The organism is Promicromonospora sp. NFX87 (assembly GCF_048564965.1).
Taxonomy (GTDB): Bacteria; Actinomycetota; Actinomycetes; order Actinomycetales; family Cellulomonadaceae; genus Promicromonospora.
Genome location: NZ_CP183413.1, coordinates 6473181 through 6491178, shown reverse-complemented (window position 1 = coordinate 6491178; position 17998 = coordinate 6473181). Strand labels below are relative to the sequence as shown.

Here is a 17998-nt window from a genome sequence, read left to right as displayed (position 1 = left end):
GTGGGCGCCATTTTTGGCGGGTCAGGAGTCGCGCTGCTGGGTTGCCTGCCTGGCCTTCTCGGCCAGCATCTCGTTGTACGCCTCCAGCTCGGCGTCGCCGTCCCGTTCCGCCTTGCGGTCGTTCCGCTTGGCCTCGCGCGCGTCGGACCGGGCCCAGGAGATCGCCACGCCCACCGCGAGCAGCAGGGTCGGCAGCTCACCGATACCCCAGGCGACGGCGCCGCCCTTCTGCTGGTCCTCGATCGCGCTGGGTCCCCAGGGGCGGCCCATGAGCCCGAACCAGTCGGGCACGAGCAGGGCGGTGCCGGAGGTGAGCGTGACGCCGAAGAAGGCGTGGAACGCCATCGTGGCGAACAGGAGCACGAGCCGCAGGGGGTACCCGGGGCGGGCAGGCCCGGGGTCGACGCCGACCAGGGCGTTCGCGAAGAGATACCCCACGAGCGTGAAGTGGGCGATCATCCACAGGTGGCCGGCGTAGGTGGTCAGCGACAGCTCGAACAGGGGCGTGAAGTAGAAGGCGATCATCCCGCCCGCGAACAGGACCGCGGCCACCACCGGGTTGGCGATGAACCGGCCGAAGGCGGAGTGCACGAGCACCAGCACCCACTCGCGTGGCCCGCGGGAGTCGTCCTTGCGGGCGGGGACCGCCCGGAGGAGCAGGGTCACGGGCGCGGCCAGCACGAGGAACAGCGGCACCACCATCGCGAGGACCATGTGCTGCACCATGTGCGCGCTGAACAGGACGTGCCCGTAGGCCGCCGCGCCGCCGTTGGTGGCCCAGAACAGGACCAGGATGCCGAGGCACCAGGAGATGGTGCGGCCGACCGGCCAGGCATCCCCCCGGCGCCGCAGCCGCAGCGTCCAGCGCACGTACACGAGGACGGCGGCAGCGCACGCGAACGCGACGATGACGTCCCACTGGAACTCGGTGAGCCAGCGCAGCACGGTGGGCTCGGGCGGCAGCGGGTGGCCGGTGACGAGCTCGGCGGGGGTCGGGTCGGCGATCGCCTCGTCGGGCACGGGCGGCGCGGTGGAGCCGAGCGCGACCGCCACACCGGACACGGCGCCCATCACCCCGACCTCCACGGCGGTGAGCCGCCAGAACAGGCCGATCGCCGCGTTCCTGGTGGTGGTAGCGGCGGAGAGCCGGGCGACGACGGTGCTGCGGTGCAGGTAGCCAAGGCCGCCGAGGACGATCAGCAGCACGGCCTTGACCACGAGCAGGGTCCCGTAGTCGGTGCTCAGCCCGTCGAGCGAACCGATCCGGACCCAGGCGCTGACGACGCCGGAGACCGCCACGGCGGCGAAGCACCAGAACGCGATCTCCGAGTAGCGCCGGATCACGTCGGCCGTCGCGGCATGCCGGAGGCCGACGAAGGCGATGGCCGCCAGCCCGCCGATCCAGAGGGCGGCACCCCCGAGGTGCAGGAACAGGGCCGAGATGGCGACGTCGTGGCTCGCGGCTCCGGCGGCGTGGCCCGTCGAGGACTGCATGCCGAGAGCGAGCAGCGGCAGCGCGATGGTGCCCAGCGCGCCCACCGGGCCACGGACCAGCAGTGCGACGGCAGCCGTCAGCGCGGCGACGATGACTATCCCCAGGTACGTGCGGCCCACGGGGATGGTCGTCACGTACTCGATCAGCGCGGGGCCGAACCCCTCCGCGTCCAGCGGCAGGTACCAGGACCACGAGAACCGCAGCACCAGCTGCACCAGCGCCGCGAGCGTCCAGACCCCGGCGGCGACGCCGGCGACGCCGAGGGCCCGGTCGACCAGCGGACCGCGCGGCAGCACGAAGGCCGCCAGCGCGAGGGCCCCGACGGTCAGCGCCACGGCCAGCTCGGTGACCACCGTCGCGACCGGAGCGCCCCAGCGCACGAAGGCGCCCGGGTCGGTGAAGTTCGCGAACGCGGTGAAGGCGCCCGAGAACGTACCCGCGGCGAAGAGCGCCGCGAGCGCCACGAGGCCTGCGGCGGGCAGGGCGGTGACGAGCCACGAGGGGCTCGTCGGGCCGCTCGCGGTGCTCGTCCGCGCAGGTCTGCTGGTCCTGTTCCGGGCGTCGGTCGGCGTCACGCAGACCAGCCTAGGCGCGGTCCGTAGCAGTTCCGACCGTCCGTGGGCGTCGGGTTGACCACGTCATGACCCCGGAAACCAGGCATTTCGACGGAGTTCAGGAAAAGTTCGGCGGATTTGTGCACCAAACCCAACCCTTTAGCCCTCCTCTGCGTTGTGACCAGTGTGGACCTCGCGAACATCATCACCGTGACCGACGACTCCGTGCCGTGCTCGGAACAGCCCGAGCTCTGGTTCGCGGAACATCCCGCGGACCTCGAGGAGGCGAAGCGTGCGTGCGCTGTCTGCCCGCTGAAGGCGCAGTGCCTCGCGGGCGCGCTCGCGCGCCGGGAGCCGTGGGGTGTCTGGGGCGGCGAGATCGTCGTCGACGGCACCGTGCGCAGCCGCAAGCGTCGTCGCGGCCGGCCCCGGTCGATCGGGGGGATGCGCGTGGCGTGACCGCCACGTGACCAGAGACTTTCCCTGAGGCACGGCGACCGAGTCCATTCGCCGTGAGACACCGGAGCAGTGCGCTCTCCGCACCGAGGATCTCCCAGACGGATCCGGACGAGCGCACTGCCCCGGTCGTACTACGAGTCAGACCCCCAGGTCACCCGACCTGGGGGTCTGACTCGTTCTCGGCTCGGCTCAGCCCGGACTCGGCTCAGCCCCAGACGAGGCCGTGCGCCGGCTCCTCGAGCACGCGTGCCACGTCCTTGATGAACCGCGCGCCCAGCTCGCCGTCGGCCAGCCGGTGGTCGAAGCTGAAGCTCAGCTGCGTGACCCACCGCGGCTTCACCTTGCCCTTGTGCACCCAGGGCTGCTTGCGGATCGCGCCGAAGGCGAGGATCCCCGCCTCCCCCGGGTTGAGGATGGGCGTACCCGTGTCGATGCCGAAGACACCCAGGTTCGTGATCGTGATGGTGCCGTCGGACATGTCCGTGACCGAGGTACGTCCGGCTCGTGCGGTCGCCGTCAGCCCGGCGAGCGCCTTCGCGAGGCCGAGCAGGTCGAGCGTGTGCGCGTCCTTGATGTTCGGCACCACGAGCCCGCGGGGTGTCGCCGCGGCGATGCCGAGGTTCACGTAGTGCTTGTAGACGATCTCCTGCGCTGCGTCGTCCCACGAGGCGTTGATCTGCGGGTGCCGCTTCACGGCGAGCAGGATCGCCTTGGCCGCGACGAGCAGCGGCGTCACCTTGACGTCCGCGAAGTCGCGGTCCTCCCTGAGGTTCGCCACGAGCTTCATGGTCTTCGTGACGTCCACGGAGTGCAGCACCGTCACGTGCGGTGCGGTGAAGGCGCTGGCGACCATCGCCTCGGCGGTGCGCTTGCGGACCGACCGCACCGGGACACGCGTCTGACGCCCGTCCCCTGAGACCACGCCGGAGGCGAGCCACGGCTCGTCGTCCGGGTAGTGGGTAAGGGTCCGCACCGACGAGCGCTCGGCGTGGGCGACCACGTCCTCGCGCGTCACGATCCCGCCCGGGCCTGACGCGTGCACGCCCGCCAGGTCCACCCCCAGGTCCTTGGCGAGCTTGCGGACCGGCGGCTTCGCCAGCACCCGCGCCCTCGCGGCGGTGGTGGTGCCGGTGTCCGACGCCGGAGCCGCCGCCCGCGCCGGAGCGGCTGCCACGGGGGCTGCCACCGGTGCGGGTGCGCGGGTCTCGGCCACCGCTACGGGCGCCGGAGCGACCGGTGCAGAGGCGACCGGTGCCGGGGCGGGCGCGCCAGCCTGGTGCCGGCGACGGCGTCCGCTGGCCTTCGCCTCTACCGTGCCGTAGCCGACGAGCACCGATCCGGAGCTCTCGTCCTGGGCGCCCCCGGCTGCGGGGGCGCCGTCGGAGCCGGCCGCCGAACCGGACGGGGCCGATCCGGCAGAGCCTCCGGTGTCGGGCACGGTGATCTCGATGATCGGGGTGCCGACGTCGACGGTGGTGCCCGCCTCGACGAGCAGGGCGGACACCGTCCCCGTCCACGGCGACGGCAGGTCGACGAGCGACTTCGCCGTCTCGATCTCCACGATCGTCTGGTTCACCTCAACGGTGTCGCCGACGGCGACCTGCCACTCGACGATCTCGGCCTCGGTGAGGCCCTCACCGACGTCGGGGAGCGGGAACCTCTGGGTCTTCAAGCTCACTCTCTGCTCACTCCTGTGTCAGTGCGCGAAAGCGCGGTCGACGGCGTCGAGCACACGATCCACGCTCGGCAGGTACTCGTGCTCGTGCTTGGCCACCGGGTACGGCGTGTGGAAGCCGCCCACGCGGAGCACGGGCGCCTCGAGAGCGTAGAAGCACTCCTCGGTGACCCGGGCCGCGATCTCGGCGCCTGCGCCGAAGAACACGGGCGCCTCGTGGATCACCACGCAGCGTCCGGTCTTGCGCACGCTCGCCACGATCGCCGCGGTGTCGAGCGGCGAGATGGCGCGCAGGTCGAGCACCTCGGCGGACCGGCCCTCCTCGGCGAGCGCGTCGGCAGCCTTGAGCGCCGTCGCGACGGACGGGCCGTAGGCGACGAACGTGACGTCGGTGCCCTGGCGGACCACGTGTGCCGAGTTCAGGGTGTCCGTGCCGACGGGAGCGTCCAGGTCGACCGCGCCCTTGCCCCAGTAACGGCTCTTGGGCTCGAAGTACAACACCGGGTCCGGGGAGGCGATGGCCTCCTGGATCATCGTGTACGCGTCCTGCGGGGTGCTCGGCGAGACCACGCGCAGGCCCGCGGTGTGCGCGAACAGCGACTCCGGGCTTTCGCCGTGGTGCTCGACGCCGCCGATGCCGCCGCCGTACGGGATGCGGATGACGACGGGCATCTGCACCGCGCCGCGCGTGCGGTTGTGGATCTTCGAGAGCTGCGTGGTGATCTGGTTGAACGCCGGGAAGACGAACCCGTCGAACTGGATCTCGCAGACCGGCCGGTAGCCGCGCATGGCCAGGCCGATGGCGGTGCCGACGATGCCGGACTCCGCCAGCGGCGTGTCCACCACCCGCTGCTCGCCGAACTCCGCCTGCAGGCCGTCGGTCACACGGAAGACGCCGCCGAGGGGGCCGATGTCCTCACCCATGAGCATGACCTTGTCGTCGCGCCGCATCGCGGCGCGCAGGCCCTCGTTGATCGCCTTGCCGAACGAGAGCGTCTGGATGCCCGACGCCGCTTCGGGGGCGCCGGACGTGGTGTGCGTACGTTCCGCCATGGTTGTCATCGTGCGCCTCCCTGCGCTGAGTCCGCTATCGCGTACTGCGGGGCCGGCGGGTCGCCGGCGTCGTAGGCCTCGTACCAGGCACGTTCGGCGGCGACGGTGCCGTGGGGTGTGGCGTACACGTCGTCGAACATGCTCGAGACGGCCGGACCGCCGTCGAGGGCGCGGACGCCGGTGCGCAGCTTCGCGCCCAGCTCGTCGCCCTGTGCCTTGATCTCGGCCTCGAAGTCGTCGTCGAGCGCGCCCTCGGCACGCAGCAGCGCGCCCAGCCGGTCGATCGGGTCGCGGCCGCGCCACAGCTCCTCCTGCTCGGAGGTGCGGTAGCGGGTCGGGTCGTCGGACGTCGTGTGGGCGCCCATACGGTACGTGAACGCCTCGATGAAGCTCGGACCCTGGCCCGTCCGGGCGCGCTCGAGCGCTTCCTGGGTGGCGGCGTACACGGCGAGCACGTCGTTGCCGTCGACCCGCAGGCTGGGCAGGCCGAACGCCTCGCCCCGCTTGTACAGCGGGGTCTTGGTCTGCCGGGTGGTCGGCTCGGAGATGGCCCACTGGTTGTTCTGCAGGAAGAACACCACCGGTGCGTCGTTCACCGCCGCGTAGACCATCGCCTCGTTGACGTCGCCCTGCGAGGTGGCGCCGTCACCGAAGTAGGTGATCACGGCGGTGCCGTCGTGCTTGTCGAGCGGGGTGTTGTCCCGCTGGACGCCCATGGCGTAGCCGGTGGCGTGCAGGGTGTGCGCGCCGATCACGATCGTGTAGACGCTGGTGTTGTGCTCGGTCGGGTTCCAGCCACCATGGTCCGAACCGCGGAAGAACCGCAGCCGGTCGACAGGGTCCAGGCCGCGGACGTGCAGCACACCGTGCTCCCGGTAGGACGGGAACACGTAGTCCTGCGGCCGCAGCGCGTAGGCACTGCCGACCTGCGCGGCCTCCTGGCCACGAGCGGGCGCGAACAGGGCCAGCTCACCCTGTCGCTGGAGCGAGGTCGCCTCGTCGTCGAACCGACGAGTCAGGACCATGTCGCGGTACATGCCACGAAGGTCTTCCGTGGTCAGGGCCGCAGCGCGGTCGCGATACCCCTTGGACCCGCGCGTCGTGACGCGGTTCCCTTGGGGATCGAGTAGCTGCAACGTCGGGATCGCCTCGTTGGAGCCGTTGGTCGTAGTCACGCTTCCTCCTTCAACTGCGGACGCGAGCGCCCGCTGTTGCGGAGACGCCCGGCCCGTCCCGGGGACCTTTCCATCCTGGCACGGGTCCGGCCGGAAATTTAGCCGATCCGCAACCTACGCTCTCGTAGCCTACGCAAGCGTAGGCTACGGAACCGTAGGTCGGTCTGCCGCGATGTCGCCCAATCTCTTCCGGGACCGTTTGTCGGAACCCACCAAGGCGCGCGACGGAGTCTCGGCGACCCGGACCCGGTACCTACCGGGCGCGCGGAGCACGCGAGCGAGGACAGGACGTCGCCCGCGGTCAGCCCGCGGCGCTGTGCCGAGCAACGCGGTGGGCCAGCAGGGCGAACACGACGGCGCACGCAGCCTGCACGGCGAGCGCGGTCACCAGGCCGACCGCGAGACCCGACCCCGAACCGGTGGCGGCCGCGGCGGCCGTCCCGCCGGCGGGTCCGCCCGCGGCGTCGGCCACCGCGTGGAAGAGGCCGCCCAGGAGTGCGACGCCGAGCCCGATCCCGAGCTGCTGCAGCGTGGTCAGCAGCCCACCCGCCACGCCCGCCGCCCAGTCCGGCGTGCGGGAGAGCACCGTCTGGAGCGCGGGTCCGTACATCAGTGCCTGGACCGCACCGAGCACGATCAGCAGCGGCTGGAGCTCCGGCGGGGCGCTCCTCCCGCCGTCGAGCCCGACCACCAGGGCGATGCCCAGGAGGGCCACCGCCTGGCCGGAGGCGGCGTAGACCATGATCCGTGGGCCCACGCGGCCGAGAATGCCCGGAAGCACCAGCGCCGCGACGAGGAATCCGCCGCCGAAGCCGAGCGTCACCATGGCGACGTCCCAGCCGTCGGCGCCCCAGGCGGCCCGCGCGTACTGCGAGACCTCGTAGAGGAACGCACCGTAGGAGACGAAGAAGAGCAGCGTCATGAGCAGGCCGATGCGCACCACCGGGACCCGCAGCACACTGGGCGGCACAACGGGCAGCCCACCCCGCCGCTCGGTGGCACGCTGGGCGAACGCGAACCCGGTGAGGATCACGACGGCCGCACCGAGCAGGCCGAGGGACCAGGCAGGCCATCCCGCCGTCGGGCCGAGCGTCAGCGGCACGACCAGGGCCACCAGCCCACCTCCGAGCAGCGCCGCGCCCCGCAGGTCGAGCCCGAGCGGCGCCGGCGAGCGCGACTCCGGGACGGCACGCAGACCGGTCAGCGCCAGCAGAGCGATGGCCCCGGTGACACCCTGGACGGCGCGCCAGGCCAGGTGCTCGGGCATCGAGACAGCGATCGCACCCGCCACGACCTGGCCGGCGATGGAGGCGACCGCCCCCGCCGCGGTGAACAGGATGATGCCGCGGGTGCGCAGCGCTGCGGGCGCCGTGGCCTGGATGGTGGTGAGGACCTGGGGCGTGAACAGCCCTGCGGCCAGGCCGAGCGCCGCGCGCAGAGCCACGAGGGCGGTCAGGCTCTGGGCGAGCCCGGTCAGGACGGCCAGCGACCCGAAGGCGACCAGGCCGATCACGAGCAGCCGACGCCGCCCGTACCGGTCGCCCAGCCGGCCGGAGATGACCAGGCCCGCCGCGAACGTCGTCGTGTAGGCGGACAGGACGAGCTGCCCACCCGACGGCCCGGTGTGCAGGTCGGCGGTGATGGCGGGGACCAGGAGGTTCACCGCGCCGAACGTGAAGTTCACTGGGAGGAACGCGAGCAGGAGCACGGCGAGTCCGCCGGCGGTCAGGGCTCGCGCGTCGCTCGGCGTTCGCGGGGAAGCTGACGGGTTGGTGGCTGACGGGCTGGTGGCTGACGGGCTGCTCGGCGGCGTGGTGGCCGGCGGCACGCCCTGGGCGACGGCCGCGGGGATGGATGGCGTCATACCTCGACGATCCGGGTACCGGCATCCTGGTACCAGGAGCCTGTTCATACGGGTACTGGCACCACCTGGTTACGCGGGCGCGGCGGGGTGACACTGGTCAGGTGACCAGAACGACACCCGAGCACCAGGCTCTCGGCGCCTTCCTCCGCGAGCGCCGCGGGCGGGTGACCCCGGCCGACGTCGGGCTGCCGCAGGCCGGGCGGCGCCGGACCCCTGGGCTGCGCCGCGAGGAGGTGGCGCAGCTCGCCGGGGTCGGCGTCACCTGGTACACGTGGCTGGAGCAGGGGCGCGCACCCAACCCGTCGGACCAGGTGCTCGACGCCGTCGCACGGGCGCTCCGCCTGCGGACGGACGAGCGGCGGCACCTCATGCTCCTGGCCGGGCGCACGCCCGACGCCGGGCCGCGCGCGCCGAGCCCGCTCATGGAGGTGCGGCCGGAGCACGTGGCGATCCTGGACCAGCTGCTGCCCTTTCCCGCCGCGATCCAGACCGCCGCCTACGATCTCGTCGCGGCCAACCGCAGCTACCGGTTCTTCTTCGGTGACCTCGACTCGGTCGACCCGGTCGACCGGAACTGCGCGTGGCTGCTGTTCACCCACGACGACTGGCGCAGCAGCCTCGTGGAGCCGGAGCTCGTGCTGCGCGACCTCGCGGGGCGGCTGCGTGCCCGGGAGGCTGAGTTCCCGCACGACCCGCGCTGGCCCGGCCTGCTCAGCAGCCTGCGCGAGCACTCGCCCGACTTCGAGCGGTACTGGGACGAGCACGAGGTACGGGGCGACCGGACCCAGCTGCGCCGCTACCGGTCGTCGCGGGTGGGCAGGCTCGACACCATCTTCCAGAGCCTGTGGCTCGACCAGCGGCGCGGCGAGCGCATCGTCGTGCTCACCCCCGCCGACGCCGCCTCGGCCCGACGGCTGGAGCGGCTCGACTCGCTGGTCGGCGCCGCCCCGAGGTGGACAGCCCGGGACGGCGTCCTGACGGACGCGCTGATCAGCTGACGCGACGTGGTCGGCAGAACGTCAGGTGATCGGCACCTCGGGCTGCCGATCACCTGACGTCTTGCCGATCACCCGTCTGGTCGTCCGCGTCAGCGCCAGGTCGACGCGACCTTGAGGAACGCGTCGTTCGCCTCCGGGGAGCCGATGCTGACACGGATGCCGTGACCGGCGAAGGGGCGCACCAGGACGCCCGCGTCCTTCGCCTCGGCGGCACGCTGCATGGTCTGCTCGCCCAGGCCGAACCACACGAAGTTGGCGTGCGTCTCCGGCAGCACCCAGCCCTGGTCATGGAGGCTCTCCACGACGCGGTTGCGCTCGCCCACCAGCGCCTCGACGTGCTCCGTGAGCTGGCTCTGGGCCTCGGGCTCCAGCGTCGCCAGCGCGGCGGCCTGGGCCACGAGGGAGACACCGAACGGCGTGGACACACTGCGGATCCCGGCGGCGAGGCGCGGCTCGGCGATCGCGTAGCCCACGCGGAGACCCGCCAGGCCGTGCGCCTTCGACAGCGTGCGCAGCACCACCACGTTCGGGTGGCGCGTGAACACGTCGACGCCGTCAGGTACCTCGGGGTCGCGCACGAACTCGAGGTACGCCTCGTCCAGCACCACCAGGACGTTCGTCGGCACCGCCGCCAGGAACGTCTCCAGCTCTCCGGCGTGCACCGCGGGTCCGGTCGGGTTGTTGGGCGAGCAGACCAGCACCACGCGGGTGCGCGGCGTGACGGCGGCCGCCATCGCGGGCAGGTCCAGCCGGCCCGTGCCCTCCTCGAGCGGCACGGTCACGGCGGTGCCGCCGGACACGGCAGCCGCGATCGGATAGGCCTCGAACGAGCGCCACGGGAACACGATCTCGTCCCCGTGGTCGACGACGGCGCTCAGGATGTGCGAGAGCAGCGCGACGGACCCGTTGCCGACCACCACGTTCTCGACGGCCACCCCGCTGTGTGCCGCGAGTGCCCCGACGAGCTCCTCGGCGTACATGTCGGGATACCGGTTCACCTCGGCCGCGGCACGCGTGATGGCGGCCTGGACCGACGGCAGCGGCGCGTACGGGTTCTCGTTGGACGAGAGCTTCCACGCCGGTGCGCCCGCGCCGACGCGCGCGCCGGGAACGTAGGCGGGGAGTGCCGACACGGCCGGGCGGAGCGGTACGAATGCTTCTTCCACGGGGGTCAGCATGCCACGATGGCCAGATGAAGCTCGTGGCGCGCATCCTCATCACCGCACTCGCGATCGGGCTGTCAGCCCTGATCCTCGGTTCCCACATGGACATCGTCAGCAACGACACCACCCTGGGCACGATTCTCGCCACGGTGATCGTCGCGGTGATCTACGGCCTGGTGCACATGGTCGTGAAGCCGATAGTCCAGCTCATCTCGCTGCCGCTCTACATCCTCACGCTCGGCCTGGTGTCGCTCCTGATCAACGCGTTCATGCTGTGGATCACGACGCTCATCACCAACCAGTCGTGGTTCTCGGACCAGCCCAACTGGGGTCTCGAGGTAACCGGCGGCTTCTGGTGGTTCGTGCTCGCGGCGCTCGTGATCTCGGTGGTGCAGACGGTCCTCCTGGCGGTCCTGCCCAACAAGATCACTGACTGAGAGGTCACTGACCGACCCGTTCCGCGCGGTAGAACGTGGTGCGCACCGTCGTCCCGTCCAGTCGCGGGCCGATCCTGTCCACCACCTCGGTCACCCTGGGATCGCCGAGGCCGATGGCCAGGTCGAGCGTGCGGACGTGCGTGCTGACCGAGTGGGCCCGCACCACGTCGCCCGACGCCGCGCGGTCGTCCGGGTCGGCGGAGTCCCGGAGCGACCGGACCACCGTCACGCGGTCCCTGGTGCGGGGATTCTCCGAGGCGGACCGGCCGTCGGTGTGCGAGACGAGCTCCTCCGGGGTCTCGAGGTGCAGTACCGGGATACCCGGCGGTGTGGTCAGCAGACCCGTCGGTGACCCGGCCGTGACGAGCCCGCCGATCCGGTAGCGCTCCGCGAAGCCCGCCCGCGACACCAGCGCCGACGCGGCGATCCCGCCGAGGCTGTGTCCCACGAGGGTCACCGGCTCGTCGGGTCCGACGCCGGAGTCGGCGAGCGCACGCTCGACCGCCGCGGTGGCGCCGTCCGCCTGGTCGGCGACGAGCTCGACGTCGGTCCGGCCGTCCCACGGATGTTCCGCGGGCAGCGCGGACTGGGTGCCGGGGATCAGCACGGTCCACGAGACCGCGCCGTCTGGCCCGGTGACCTTCTGGACCGCGACGGTGCCCGGCGGCGCCCCGCCCGTCGCCGGGTAGAGGCTGTCGATCCTGGCCACCGCCTCCTGCACGGACCGGGCCCCGGTGTCCGACCAGGCCGGGGGCGAGCCGTTCGCGAAGTCCTCCGCGGTGATCCGAGTGACCCGGACCCCCTGGTCGTCGTTTCCCAGCAGTGGGAGCTCCCGGGCCACGTGCGCGAGCACACCTGCCCCTCCGGCGATGCCGGCGTCGCCGTTGGCCAGGCCCGGCTGCGCCTGCCCGACGCCGCTGCCCAGCCCGGCGAACACCTCGTCCGTGTACGGGGCCAGGTCGCGCACGGCGGCCGGACCGAGCCACGAACCGAGCCATCCGGTGAGCGCCCAGGGCACGCCTCCGGTGATCAGTCCCCCGCCCATACGACCCGCCAGATCGCCCGCGGCCAGGATGCCTGCTCCCGCCAGCCCGAACCCACCCTGGCTGCCGAACGCTGCTCCCGTACCGAAGGTTCCTGCGGTGACCAGGGCGCCGACCACTCGCTCCGCCGTCGACTCCGCCTCCTCGTAGAGCCCTGCCGCACGAAGCAGACGCCAGCCCAGCAGGTCGCACAGGTCGGCGTGCTGGACGAGGCTCCGTGCCACCTCGTGCACAGCCTCCTCCAGCGCGCGGGCTGCGGGGGCGAGCGCGGCGACGGGCCGGCCCAGACCGTCGTCGGGCAGCCGGGACATCGCTGCTCCGGCGACGCCTGGGAGCACGACGTCCCCGCTCGCGGCAAGGCAGAGCCTCGCGGCCGAGCGCAGGTCCTCGGCGGCGGCCGCCACCCGGGCCGCCGCCCGGCGTACCGAGTCGGACTCGACAGCTGTGACACCCGCTCCCCCGAACACCGCGACGGTGTCCGGCGCCAGATTCGGGCCGTCCGGCGGCACCGTCAGGGGTGCCGTCATCCCGGCCCGCCCGCGGCACGCAGGACGGCGACCCGACTCATCGCCTCCTTCAGCCGCGAGATGTCGCGTGCGACGGCGAGCGCCGCCTCGGCAACCTCTGCCCGGTACAGCTCCGCCGCGGGCGCCTCCCAGTCCACCTCGACGGCGGCGGCCAGCAGCTGGTCGCTACCCCGGGCCAGCAGCTCCACGGCGGCCGCGAACGCCGCCGTCGGACCTCCTGATCCGGGTACGGGCAGTCCGCATGCGCCGGTCATCGGCTCTTCCTCTTTGGTCGTCCTGCTGTACCCATCCCGCGTGCTCCCCGTCCGGTGTGTCTCATCGGTCATGACGCTAGGCGCGGGCCGGGCGCCGTCGTCGGCCGGGGGCGGCCGCCTGTGCACAAGTCGCCGAACCGGTCGGGTGTGGTCGGGCTCGCAGCGGTGCGGCGCCGTCCTGCGGGTCTGTGCGGGTCCCCTGCGGATCTCCCGTGGGAGAATGGAGAACGTGCCTGAGACGACCGCGCCCGCCGCCAGCCCGACCAGCCCCGCCACCCGCGTGACCCTCGCGGAGGTGAGCCCGGCCATCGCGCTCGGACCGCTCGACGGCCGGTACCGCAAGGCTGTCGCCCCGCTCGTGGACCACCTGAGCGAGGCCGCGCTGAACCGCGAGCGCATCCACGTCGAGGTCGAGTGGCTCATCACGCTGTGCAACGGCGCGCCCGGCATCGCGGCGCCCGTGGTCCCCGGCGCACCGACCCTGTCGGTGCAGGAGATCGACTACCTCCGGGCGATCCCCGCGACGTTCGGCGCGGACGAGATCGCCGAGCTGGCCGAGATCGAGCGCGAGACGGTGCACGACGTCAAGGCCGTCGAGTACTTCATCAAGCGCCGCATCGCCGTGGCGCCCGAGGTCCTGGGGACGACGAGCCTCCCCGCGGCGAGCGAGCTCGTGCACTTCGCCTGCACGAGCGAGGACATCAACAACCTCTCGTACGCGCTGATGGTGCGCGGCGCGGTCCGTGACGCCTGGCTCCCGGCCGCGACCGCCGTCGTCGACCAGCTCGCCGGTATGGCGCGCGAGCACGCCGCCGCGCCGCTGCTGTCGAGGACGCACGGCCAGCCCGCGACGCCGTCGACCCTGGGCAAGGAGCTCGCCGTGCTGGCGCACCGCCTGCGCCGTCAGCTGCGCCGCATCGAGGGTGCCGAGTTCCTGGGCAAGCTGAACGGCGCCACCGGCACCTACGGCGCGCACACGGTCGCCGTCCCGACCGCCGACTGGCCCGCCGTCTCGAAGGCCTTCGTCGAGGGTCTCGGGCTGGACTGGAACCCGCTGACCACGCAGATCGAGTCGCACGACTGGCAGGCCGAGGTCTACGCCGACATCGCGCGCTTCAACCGGATCCTGCACAACCTCGCGACCGACGTGTGGACCTACATCTCGCTCGGGTTCTTCACGCAGATCCCGGTCGAGGGCGCCACCGGCTCGTCCACGATGCCGCACAAGGTGAACCCGATCCGGTTCGAGAACGCCGAGGCCAACCTCGAGATCTCGTGCTCGCTGCTGGACACGCTCTCGGCGACGCTCGTGACGAGCCGCCTCCAGCGCGACCTCACCGACTCGACGACGCAGCGGAACATCGGCCCGGCGTTCGGGCACAGCCTGCTCGCGATCGACAACGTCTCACGCGGCCTGGACCGGCTCGCCGTCAACGAGGTACTGCTGCGCGAGGACCTCGACGCCAACTGGGAGGTGCTGGGCGAGCCCGTCCAGTCCGCGATGCGTGCGGCCTCGGTCGCGGGTGTGCCCGGCATGGAGAACCCGTACGAGCGCCTCAAGGACCTCACCCGCGGCCAGCGCGTGGACGGCGCGCGCATGCGCGAGTTCGTGGCAGGCCTGGGCCTGCCGGACGACGTCGCCGCCCGCCTCGCCGCGCTGACCCCCGCCACGTACACGGGGCTGGCCGAGCAGCTGGTGAAGGACTACCTGGACTGACCCCGCGGGCGCCTTCCATACGATGGCCGCATGAGCCGCTCCACCCCGCCCAGCACCGCCTACCTGGACCACCTGGTCGCCGAGACCGCCGGGCGGCGGGCGGCGCTGGCGGGCGCGGCATCCGCGGGCGGCCTCGACGCCGTCGGTGGACAGGACGCCGCGCTGCCCGACGGCGGTGCGCCCGCAGCGCTCCACTCCACGATCGAGCGGGCGGCCGAGCGGCTGGAGCCGGAGCTCGCCGAGATCGTGCGGCGGCTGCACGAGCACCCCGAGACCGCCTTCGAGGAGCACCGCAGCGCGGCGACGCTGATCGAGGTGCTGGCTCGGCACGGCGTCGAGGCGGAGCCGGGCGCCCACGGGGTGCCGACGGCGTTCCGGGCGGAGATCGGCGATCCCGCCGGGCCGACCATCGCGATCTGCGCGGAGTACGACGCGCTGCCCGGCATCGGTCACGCCTGCGGCCACAACGTCATCGCGGCGTCTGGTGTCGGCGCGTTCCTCGCCCTGCACGAGGTCATGACCTCAGCCGATGCGCCCGCCGGACGGGTGGTGCTCCTCGGTACGCCTGCCGAGGAGGGGCACACCGGCAAGGAGGTCCTGGCGCGCAACGGAGCCCTCGAAGGCATCGATGCCGCGATCATGGTGCACCCGTACGGGCTCGACGTCGCCGACCAGGTCTGGCTCGGTCGCCGTCTGCTGACCTGGACCTTCACCGGGCGGCCCGCGCACGCCTCCGCCCAGCCGTACATGGGCCGCAACGCGCTGGACGCCGCCAGCCTGGCCTACCAGGGCATCGGCCTGCTGCGGCAGCAGATGCCGCCCGTGGACCGCGTGCACGCGACGATCGCGGAGGGCGGCACCCGGCCGAGCATCATCACGGAGCGGGCGGTCGTGCACCTGTACGCGCGGTCCAAGTACGCGGACACCTTGCGTGACCTGTCGCGCCGCCTGGACGACATCGCGTACGGCGCCGCGCGCATGACGGGCACGGACGTCGAGATCACCTGGGACGACGGCGCACACCCGAGCCTCCCCGTGCGCACCAACCGGCGGCTCACCGACCGATGGGTCGCGGCTCAGCGTCGCCGTGGGCGTGACCCGCTGCCCGCCGGCGTGCTCTCGGAGACGCTCGCGGCGTCGACGGACTTCGGCAACGTCTCCTTCCGCATACCCGGGATCCACCCCCTGGTGCAGGTCTCGACCCCGGACGTCGCGCTGCACACGGCTGAGTTCGCCGCTGCGGCGGCAACCCCGGCGGCGGTGTCCGCCGCGGTCGACAGTGCGGCAGGGCTCGCGTCGACGGCCCTGGACTACCTGTACGACACCGGGCTGCGGACCGCGGTGCACGCGGAGTTCGCCGTGGAGGGCGGCGCGGTCGACGTGCCCGCGTACTTCGACTGACCGCCACGTCCGCCGAGGTAGAACCAGGGCGAAGTAGAACTGTGGCGAAGTAGAACTGCAGCGCACCACGGCACGCTGCGCTTCTATCTCGCCCTGGTTCTACTTCGCCAGGGTTCTACCTCCGCACAGAGTGACTAGTCCGGTTGGCGTAACGGCGGGCACACACAGGGGAAATCTCCGGTTCCTACCGTCGGGACCGTGCGGTGCTCGGCCGCGCGTGACGAAGGAGCGTGGACCTGTGACCCTTCCCAGACACCAGCCCGGACGTGCCGCCGCGGAGACTCTCGCGTCCGCACTGGGGCGACGCCGGTTCCTGCAGGCGGCACTCGGCGTGGGAGCGGGGTCGGCGCTGGCGGCCGGGTCCGCAGCGCCCGCCGCCTGGGCAGCGTCGGCGTCGCGGCCCGGACGCGGCTCCGGGAGGTTCTCCGGCGTCCTGCAGCCGGGCCGCGGCCGCATCCCCGGTGACGTCTACCTGGGCTCGGAGGTCGACGACGTCCTGTGGGGCTACGTCCCGTCCGTCCACGCGGACGCGGTGGCGCGGGTGCGGTCCGGGCAGACGGTCACCATCGATGCCGTCTCCCACGAGGGCATCCTGGAGGATCAGGGCCGCGACCCGGTCGCGTACTTCGCCGAGCACGGTGTCCGGCGACGCGAGGTGCTGGACGACGCCGTGGCGATCGCCGCCGGGTACTCCCGGACGTCGCGCAACTTCGACGTCGACGGGCCGCACATCGTGACCGGTCCGGTCTTCGTGGAGGGCGCCGAACCCGGCGACGTCCTGAAGATCGAGACGCTGGAGGCGACGCCGCGCGTGCCGTACGGCGTGGTCTCGTCCCGGCACGGCAAGGGCTCGCTGGCTATGACGGCCTCTGGGGCGCCCGCCGGCATCACGCTCGACGAGGTGATGCCGCCCGTCGATTCCGACGGCCGCGAGTCCGGCATCCCCACCGAGTACGGCAACGTGTCCGTGTTCGCCGGGGTGCGGGGCGACCACGCCGTCATGGGTTCCGGCACGGGCCGGGTCCGGTTCCCGCTGCGGTCGTTCTTCGGGATGATGGGCGTCGCGTTCGCCGAGACGACGAACCTCACCGCCCCCGAGGCAAACTCGATCCCGCCCACGCTCGGCGGCGGCAACATCGACATCAGCCATCTCGGCGCCGGCTCCACCTTCTACCTGCCGGTCAGCGCGGAGGGCGCGCTCTTCTACGTCGGCGACCCGCACATGGCGATGGGCGACGGCGAGGTGGCGCTGACCGCCATGGAGGGCTCGCTGCGCGGGACGTTCCGGCTCACGGTCTGCAAGCCCGGGTCGGGCGGCGCGCCGTCGGTCGCGTACTCGTACCCGTTCGCGGAGACGGCGGACGCCTGGATCCCGATCGGGCTGTCCGACCCGGACGGCTCGGTGGGCGGTCAGCTCAGCGACCTCGATGTCGCGATGCGTCGTGCCGTCGTCAACGCCCTGGACTTTCTCCAGCACGACCACGGGCTGGACCGGGCGATCGCCTACGCCTACCTGTCCGCCGCAGCGGACTTCGCGATCTCGCAGGTCGTCGACCGGACGGTGGGCGTGCACGGGCTGATCCGGAAGTCGGACCTGGGCTGATCCCCGGACCGGGCCTGTCGTCCCGCCTGAGCAGAACTCGGGCGAGCCGAGGCGTCCGGCGGGAAAACAGCGCGCTCCGAGGCAGGGGTCGACCGTATGGTCGGGCCATGACGACGCCGGAGATCGCACCTGTCGACACCTGGCTCGCCGTCACGCGGGAGGACGGCGAGACCGTTGGCTACCTCGAACCGCTGACCGACGACTACGCCGACGTGCTGCCGCGCAACCGCCTCGGTCATGCTGTCGGCGAGGCGCAGGACTATCACGCGGCCGAGGAGCTCGTGCTCGAACGCGGCCTGGGCGAGCTGGCGGAGTACTGGTTGCTCGACGGCGAGGGTCCTGAGCTCACGGTCATCGAGCTCTCACCCGAAGGGATAGTGCTGCGCGACGCTTTCCTGTCCAAGGCGCTGGAGCCCACCAAACGGGTGGATGTCCCGTGGCCGGACACCGCGGAACGCCTCCGCCGAGCCCCGGCGAGGTAGTGCGCCCCGAGGCCGAGATAGAACCCTGGCGAGATAGAACTGGGGCGAGATAGAACCGCAGGTGCTGCGGTTCTATCTCGCCCCAGTTCTATCTCGGC

The 17998-nt window shown here is 72.2% G+C and carries 15 protein-coding genes; 7 read left to right on the top strand and 8 right to left on the bottom strand.

The annotated features are described in order from the left end of the window. Positions 1-21 precede the first annotated feature (21 nt). Positions 22-2070 carry a cytochrome c oxidase assembly protein gene (locus tag ACNYC2_RS29105; RefSeq protein WP_419705066.1) on the bottom strand — a complete coding sequence of 683 codons (2049 nt, stop codon included), beginning with the start codon at positions 2068-2070 and terminating at the stop codon, positions 22-24. 165 nt (positions 2071-2235) lie between these two features. Here ACNYC2_RS29105 and ACNYC2_RS29100 point away from each other — a divergent pair, with 165 nt between their 5' ends. Continuing rightward, positions 2236-2508 (top strand): WhiB family transcriptional regulator, encoded by a 273-nt coding sequence (locus ACNYC2_RS29100; protein ID WP_357449574.1) that lies wholly within the window; start codon positions 2236-2238, stop codon positions 2506-2508. 205 nt (positions 2509-2713) lie between these two features. Here the strand turns inward: ACNYC2_RS29100 and ACNYC2_RS29095 are convergent, their stop codons facing one another. The 4 genes from ACNYC2_RS29095 to ACNYC2_RS29080 form a co-directional block, all read right to left on the bottom strand. Continuing rightward, positions 2714-4186 (bottom strand): dihydrolipoamide acetyltransferase family protein, encoded by a 1473-nt coding sequence (locus tag ACNYC2_RS29095; protein WP_419705065.1) that lies wholly within the window; start codon positions 4184-4186, stop codon positions 2714-2716. An 18-nt stretch (positions 4187-4204) separates the two neighbouring features. Next, a complete protein-coding gene (locus tag ACNYC2_RS29090) occupies positions 4205-5236 on the bottom strand; it encodes an alpha-ketoacid dehydrogenase subunit beta (protein ID WP_419705064.1) in 1032 nt (343 codons plus the stop codon). Positions 5237-5241: 5 nt separating this feature from the next. Next, entirely contained in the window at positions 5242-6411 is a 1170-nt protein-coding gene (gene pdhA, locus ACNYC2_RS29085; RefSeq protein ID WP_419705063.1) for a pyruvate dehydrogenase (acetyl-transferring) E1 component subunit alpha, read from the bottom strand. A gap of 301 nt (positions 6412-6712) precedes the next feature. Then, on the bottom strand, positions 6713-8275 hold the full coding sequence (locus tag ACNYC2_RS29080) for an MFS transporter (RefSeq protein ID WP_419705062.1): 1563 nt from the start codon (positions 8273-8275) through the stop codon (positions 6713-6715). Positions 8276-8376: 101 nt separating this feature from the next. On the opposite strand from ACNYC2_RS29080, the gene ACNYC2_RS29075 reads away from it, so the two are divergent. Beyond that, positions 8377-9273 carry a helix-turn-helix transcriptional regulator gene (locus tag ACNYC2_RS29075; RefSeq protein WP_419705061.1) on the top strand — a complete coding sequence of 299 codons (897 nt, stop codon included), beginning with the start codon at positions 8377-8379 and terminating at the stop codon, positions 9271-9273. An 89-nt stretch (positions 9274-9362) separates the two neighbouring features. Here the strand turns inward: ACNYC2_RS29075 and hisC are convergent, their stop codons facing one another. Further along, on the bottom strand, positions 9363-10451 hold the full coding sequence (hisC, locus tag ACNYC2_RS29070) for a histidinol-phosphate transaminase (protein ID WP_419705060.1): 1089 nt from the start codon (positions 10449-10451) through the stop codon (positions 9363-9365). Positions 10452-10465: 14 nt separating this feature from the next. Between hisC and ACNYC2_RS29065 the strand changes: the two genes are divergently transcribed. Beyond that, complete coding sequence (locus tag ACNYC2_RS29065; RefSeq protein WP_419705059.1) at positions 10466-10873, top strand: phage holin family protein; 408 nt, start codon at positions 10466-10468, stop codon at positions 10871-10873. A gap of 4 nt (positions 10874-10877) precedes the next feature. Here ACNYC2_RS29065 and ACNYC2_RS29060 read toward each other — a convergent pair whose 3' ends face one another. Together ACNYC2_RS29060 and ACNYC2_RS29055 are read right to left on the bottom strand one after the other, a co-directional pair. After that, positions 10878-12443 (bottom strand): hypothetical protein, encoded by a 1566-nt coding sequence (locus ACNYC2_RS29060; protein WP_419705058.1) that lies wholly within the window; start codon positions 12441-12443, stop codon positions 10878-10880. Next, a complete protein-coding gene (locus tag ACNYC2_RS29055; RefSeq protein WP_419705057.1) occupies positions 12440-12697 on the bottom strand; it encodes a hypothetical protein in 258 nt (85 codons plus the stop codon). Before ACNYC2_RS29055 ends, ACNYC2_RS29060 begins: the two co-directional genes overlap by 4 nt. Before the next feature lie 220 nt (positions 12698-12917). Between ACNYC2_RS29055 and purB the strand changes: the two genes are divergently transcribed. From purB to ACNYC2_RS29035, 4 genes are all read left to right on the top strand, one after another. Then, positions 12918-14414, top strand: coding sequence for an adenylosuccinate lyase (gene purB, locus ACNYC2_RS29050; protein ID WP_419705056.1), 1497 nt, complete (start codon positions 12918-12920; stop codon positions 14412-14414). Between the two features lie 30 nt (positions 14415-14444). After that, positions 14445-15815, top strand: coding sequence for a M20 family metallopeptidase (locus ACNYC2_RS29045; RefSeq protein ID WP_419705055.1), 1371 nt, complete (start codon positions 14445-14447; stop codon positions 15813-15815). 238 nt (positions 15816-16053) lie between these two features. Next, positions 16054-17418: an acetamidase/formamidase family protein gene (locus tag ACNYC2_RS29040; protein WP_419705054.1), complete on the top strand. Its 1365-nt coding sequence runs from the start codon at positions 16054-16056 to the stop codon at positions 17416-17418. Positions 17419-17525: 107 nt separating this feature from the next. Continuing rightward, positions 17526-17900 (top strand): hypothetical protein, encoded by a 375-nt coding sequence (locus ACNYC2_RS29035; protein WP_419705053.1) that lies wholly within the window; start codon positions 17526-17528, stop codon positions 17898-17900. The last annotated feature ends 98 nt before the right edge of the window (positions 17901-17998 follow it).

Coding starts and splice junctions, on each gene's coding strand:
- ACNYC2_RS29090 (WP_419705064.1), bottom strand. CDS start 5,236: ATGGCGGAACGTACGCACACCACGTCCGGCGCCCCCGAAGCGGCGTCG.
- ACNYC2_RS29080 (WP_419705062.1), bottom strand. CDS start 8,275: ATGACGCCATCCATCCCCGCGGCCGTCGCCCAGGGCGTGCCGCCGGCC.
- hisC (WP_419705060.1), bottom strand. CDS start 10,451: ATGCTGACCCCCGTGGAAGAAGCATTCGTACCGCTCCGCCCGGCCGTG.
- ACNYC2_RS29065 (WP_419705059.1), top strand. CDS start 10,466: ATGAAGCTCGTGGCGCGCATCCTCATCACCGCACTCGCGATCGGGCTG.
- ACNYC2_RS29060 (WP_419705058.1), bottom strand. CDS start 12,443: ATGACGGCACCCCTGACGGTGCCGCCGGACGGCCCGAATCTGGCGCCG.
- ACNYC2_RS29055 (WP_419705057.1), bottom strand. CDS start 12,697: ATGACCGGCGCATGCGGACTGCCCGTACCCGGATCAGGAGGTCCGACG.
- purB (WP_419705056.1), top strand. CDS start 12,918: ATGGAGAACGTGCCTGAGACGACCGCGCCCGCCGCCAGCCCGACCAGC.
- ACNYC2_RS29045 (WP_419705055.1), top strand. CDS start 14,445: ATGAGCCGCTCCACCCCGCCCAGCACCGCCTACCTGGACCACCTGGTC.
- ACNYC2_RS29035 (WP_419705053.1), top strand. CDS start 17,526: ATGACGACGCCGGAGATCGCACCTGTCGACACCTGGCTCGCCGTCACG.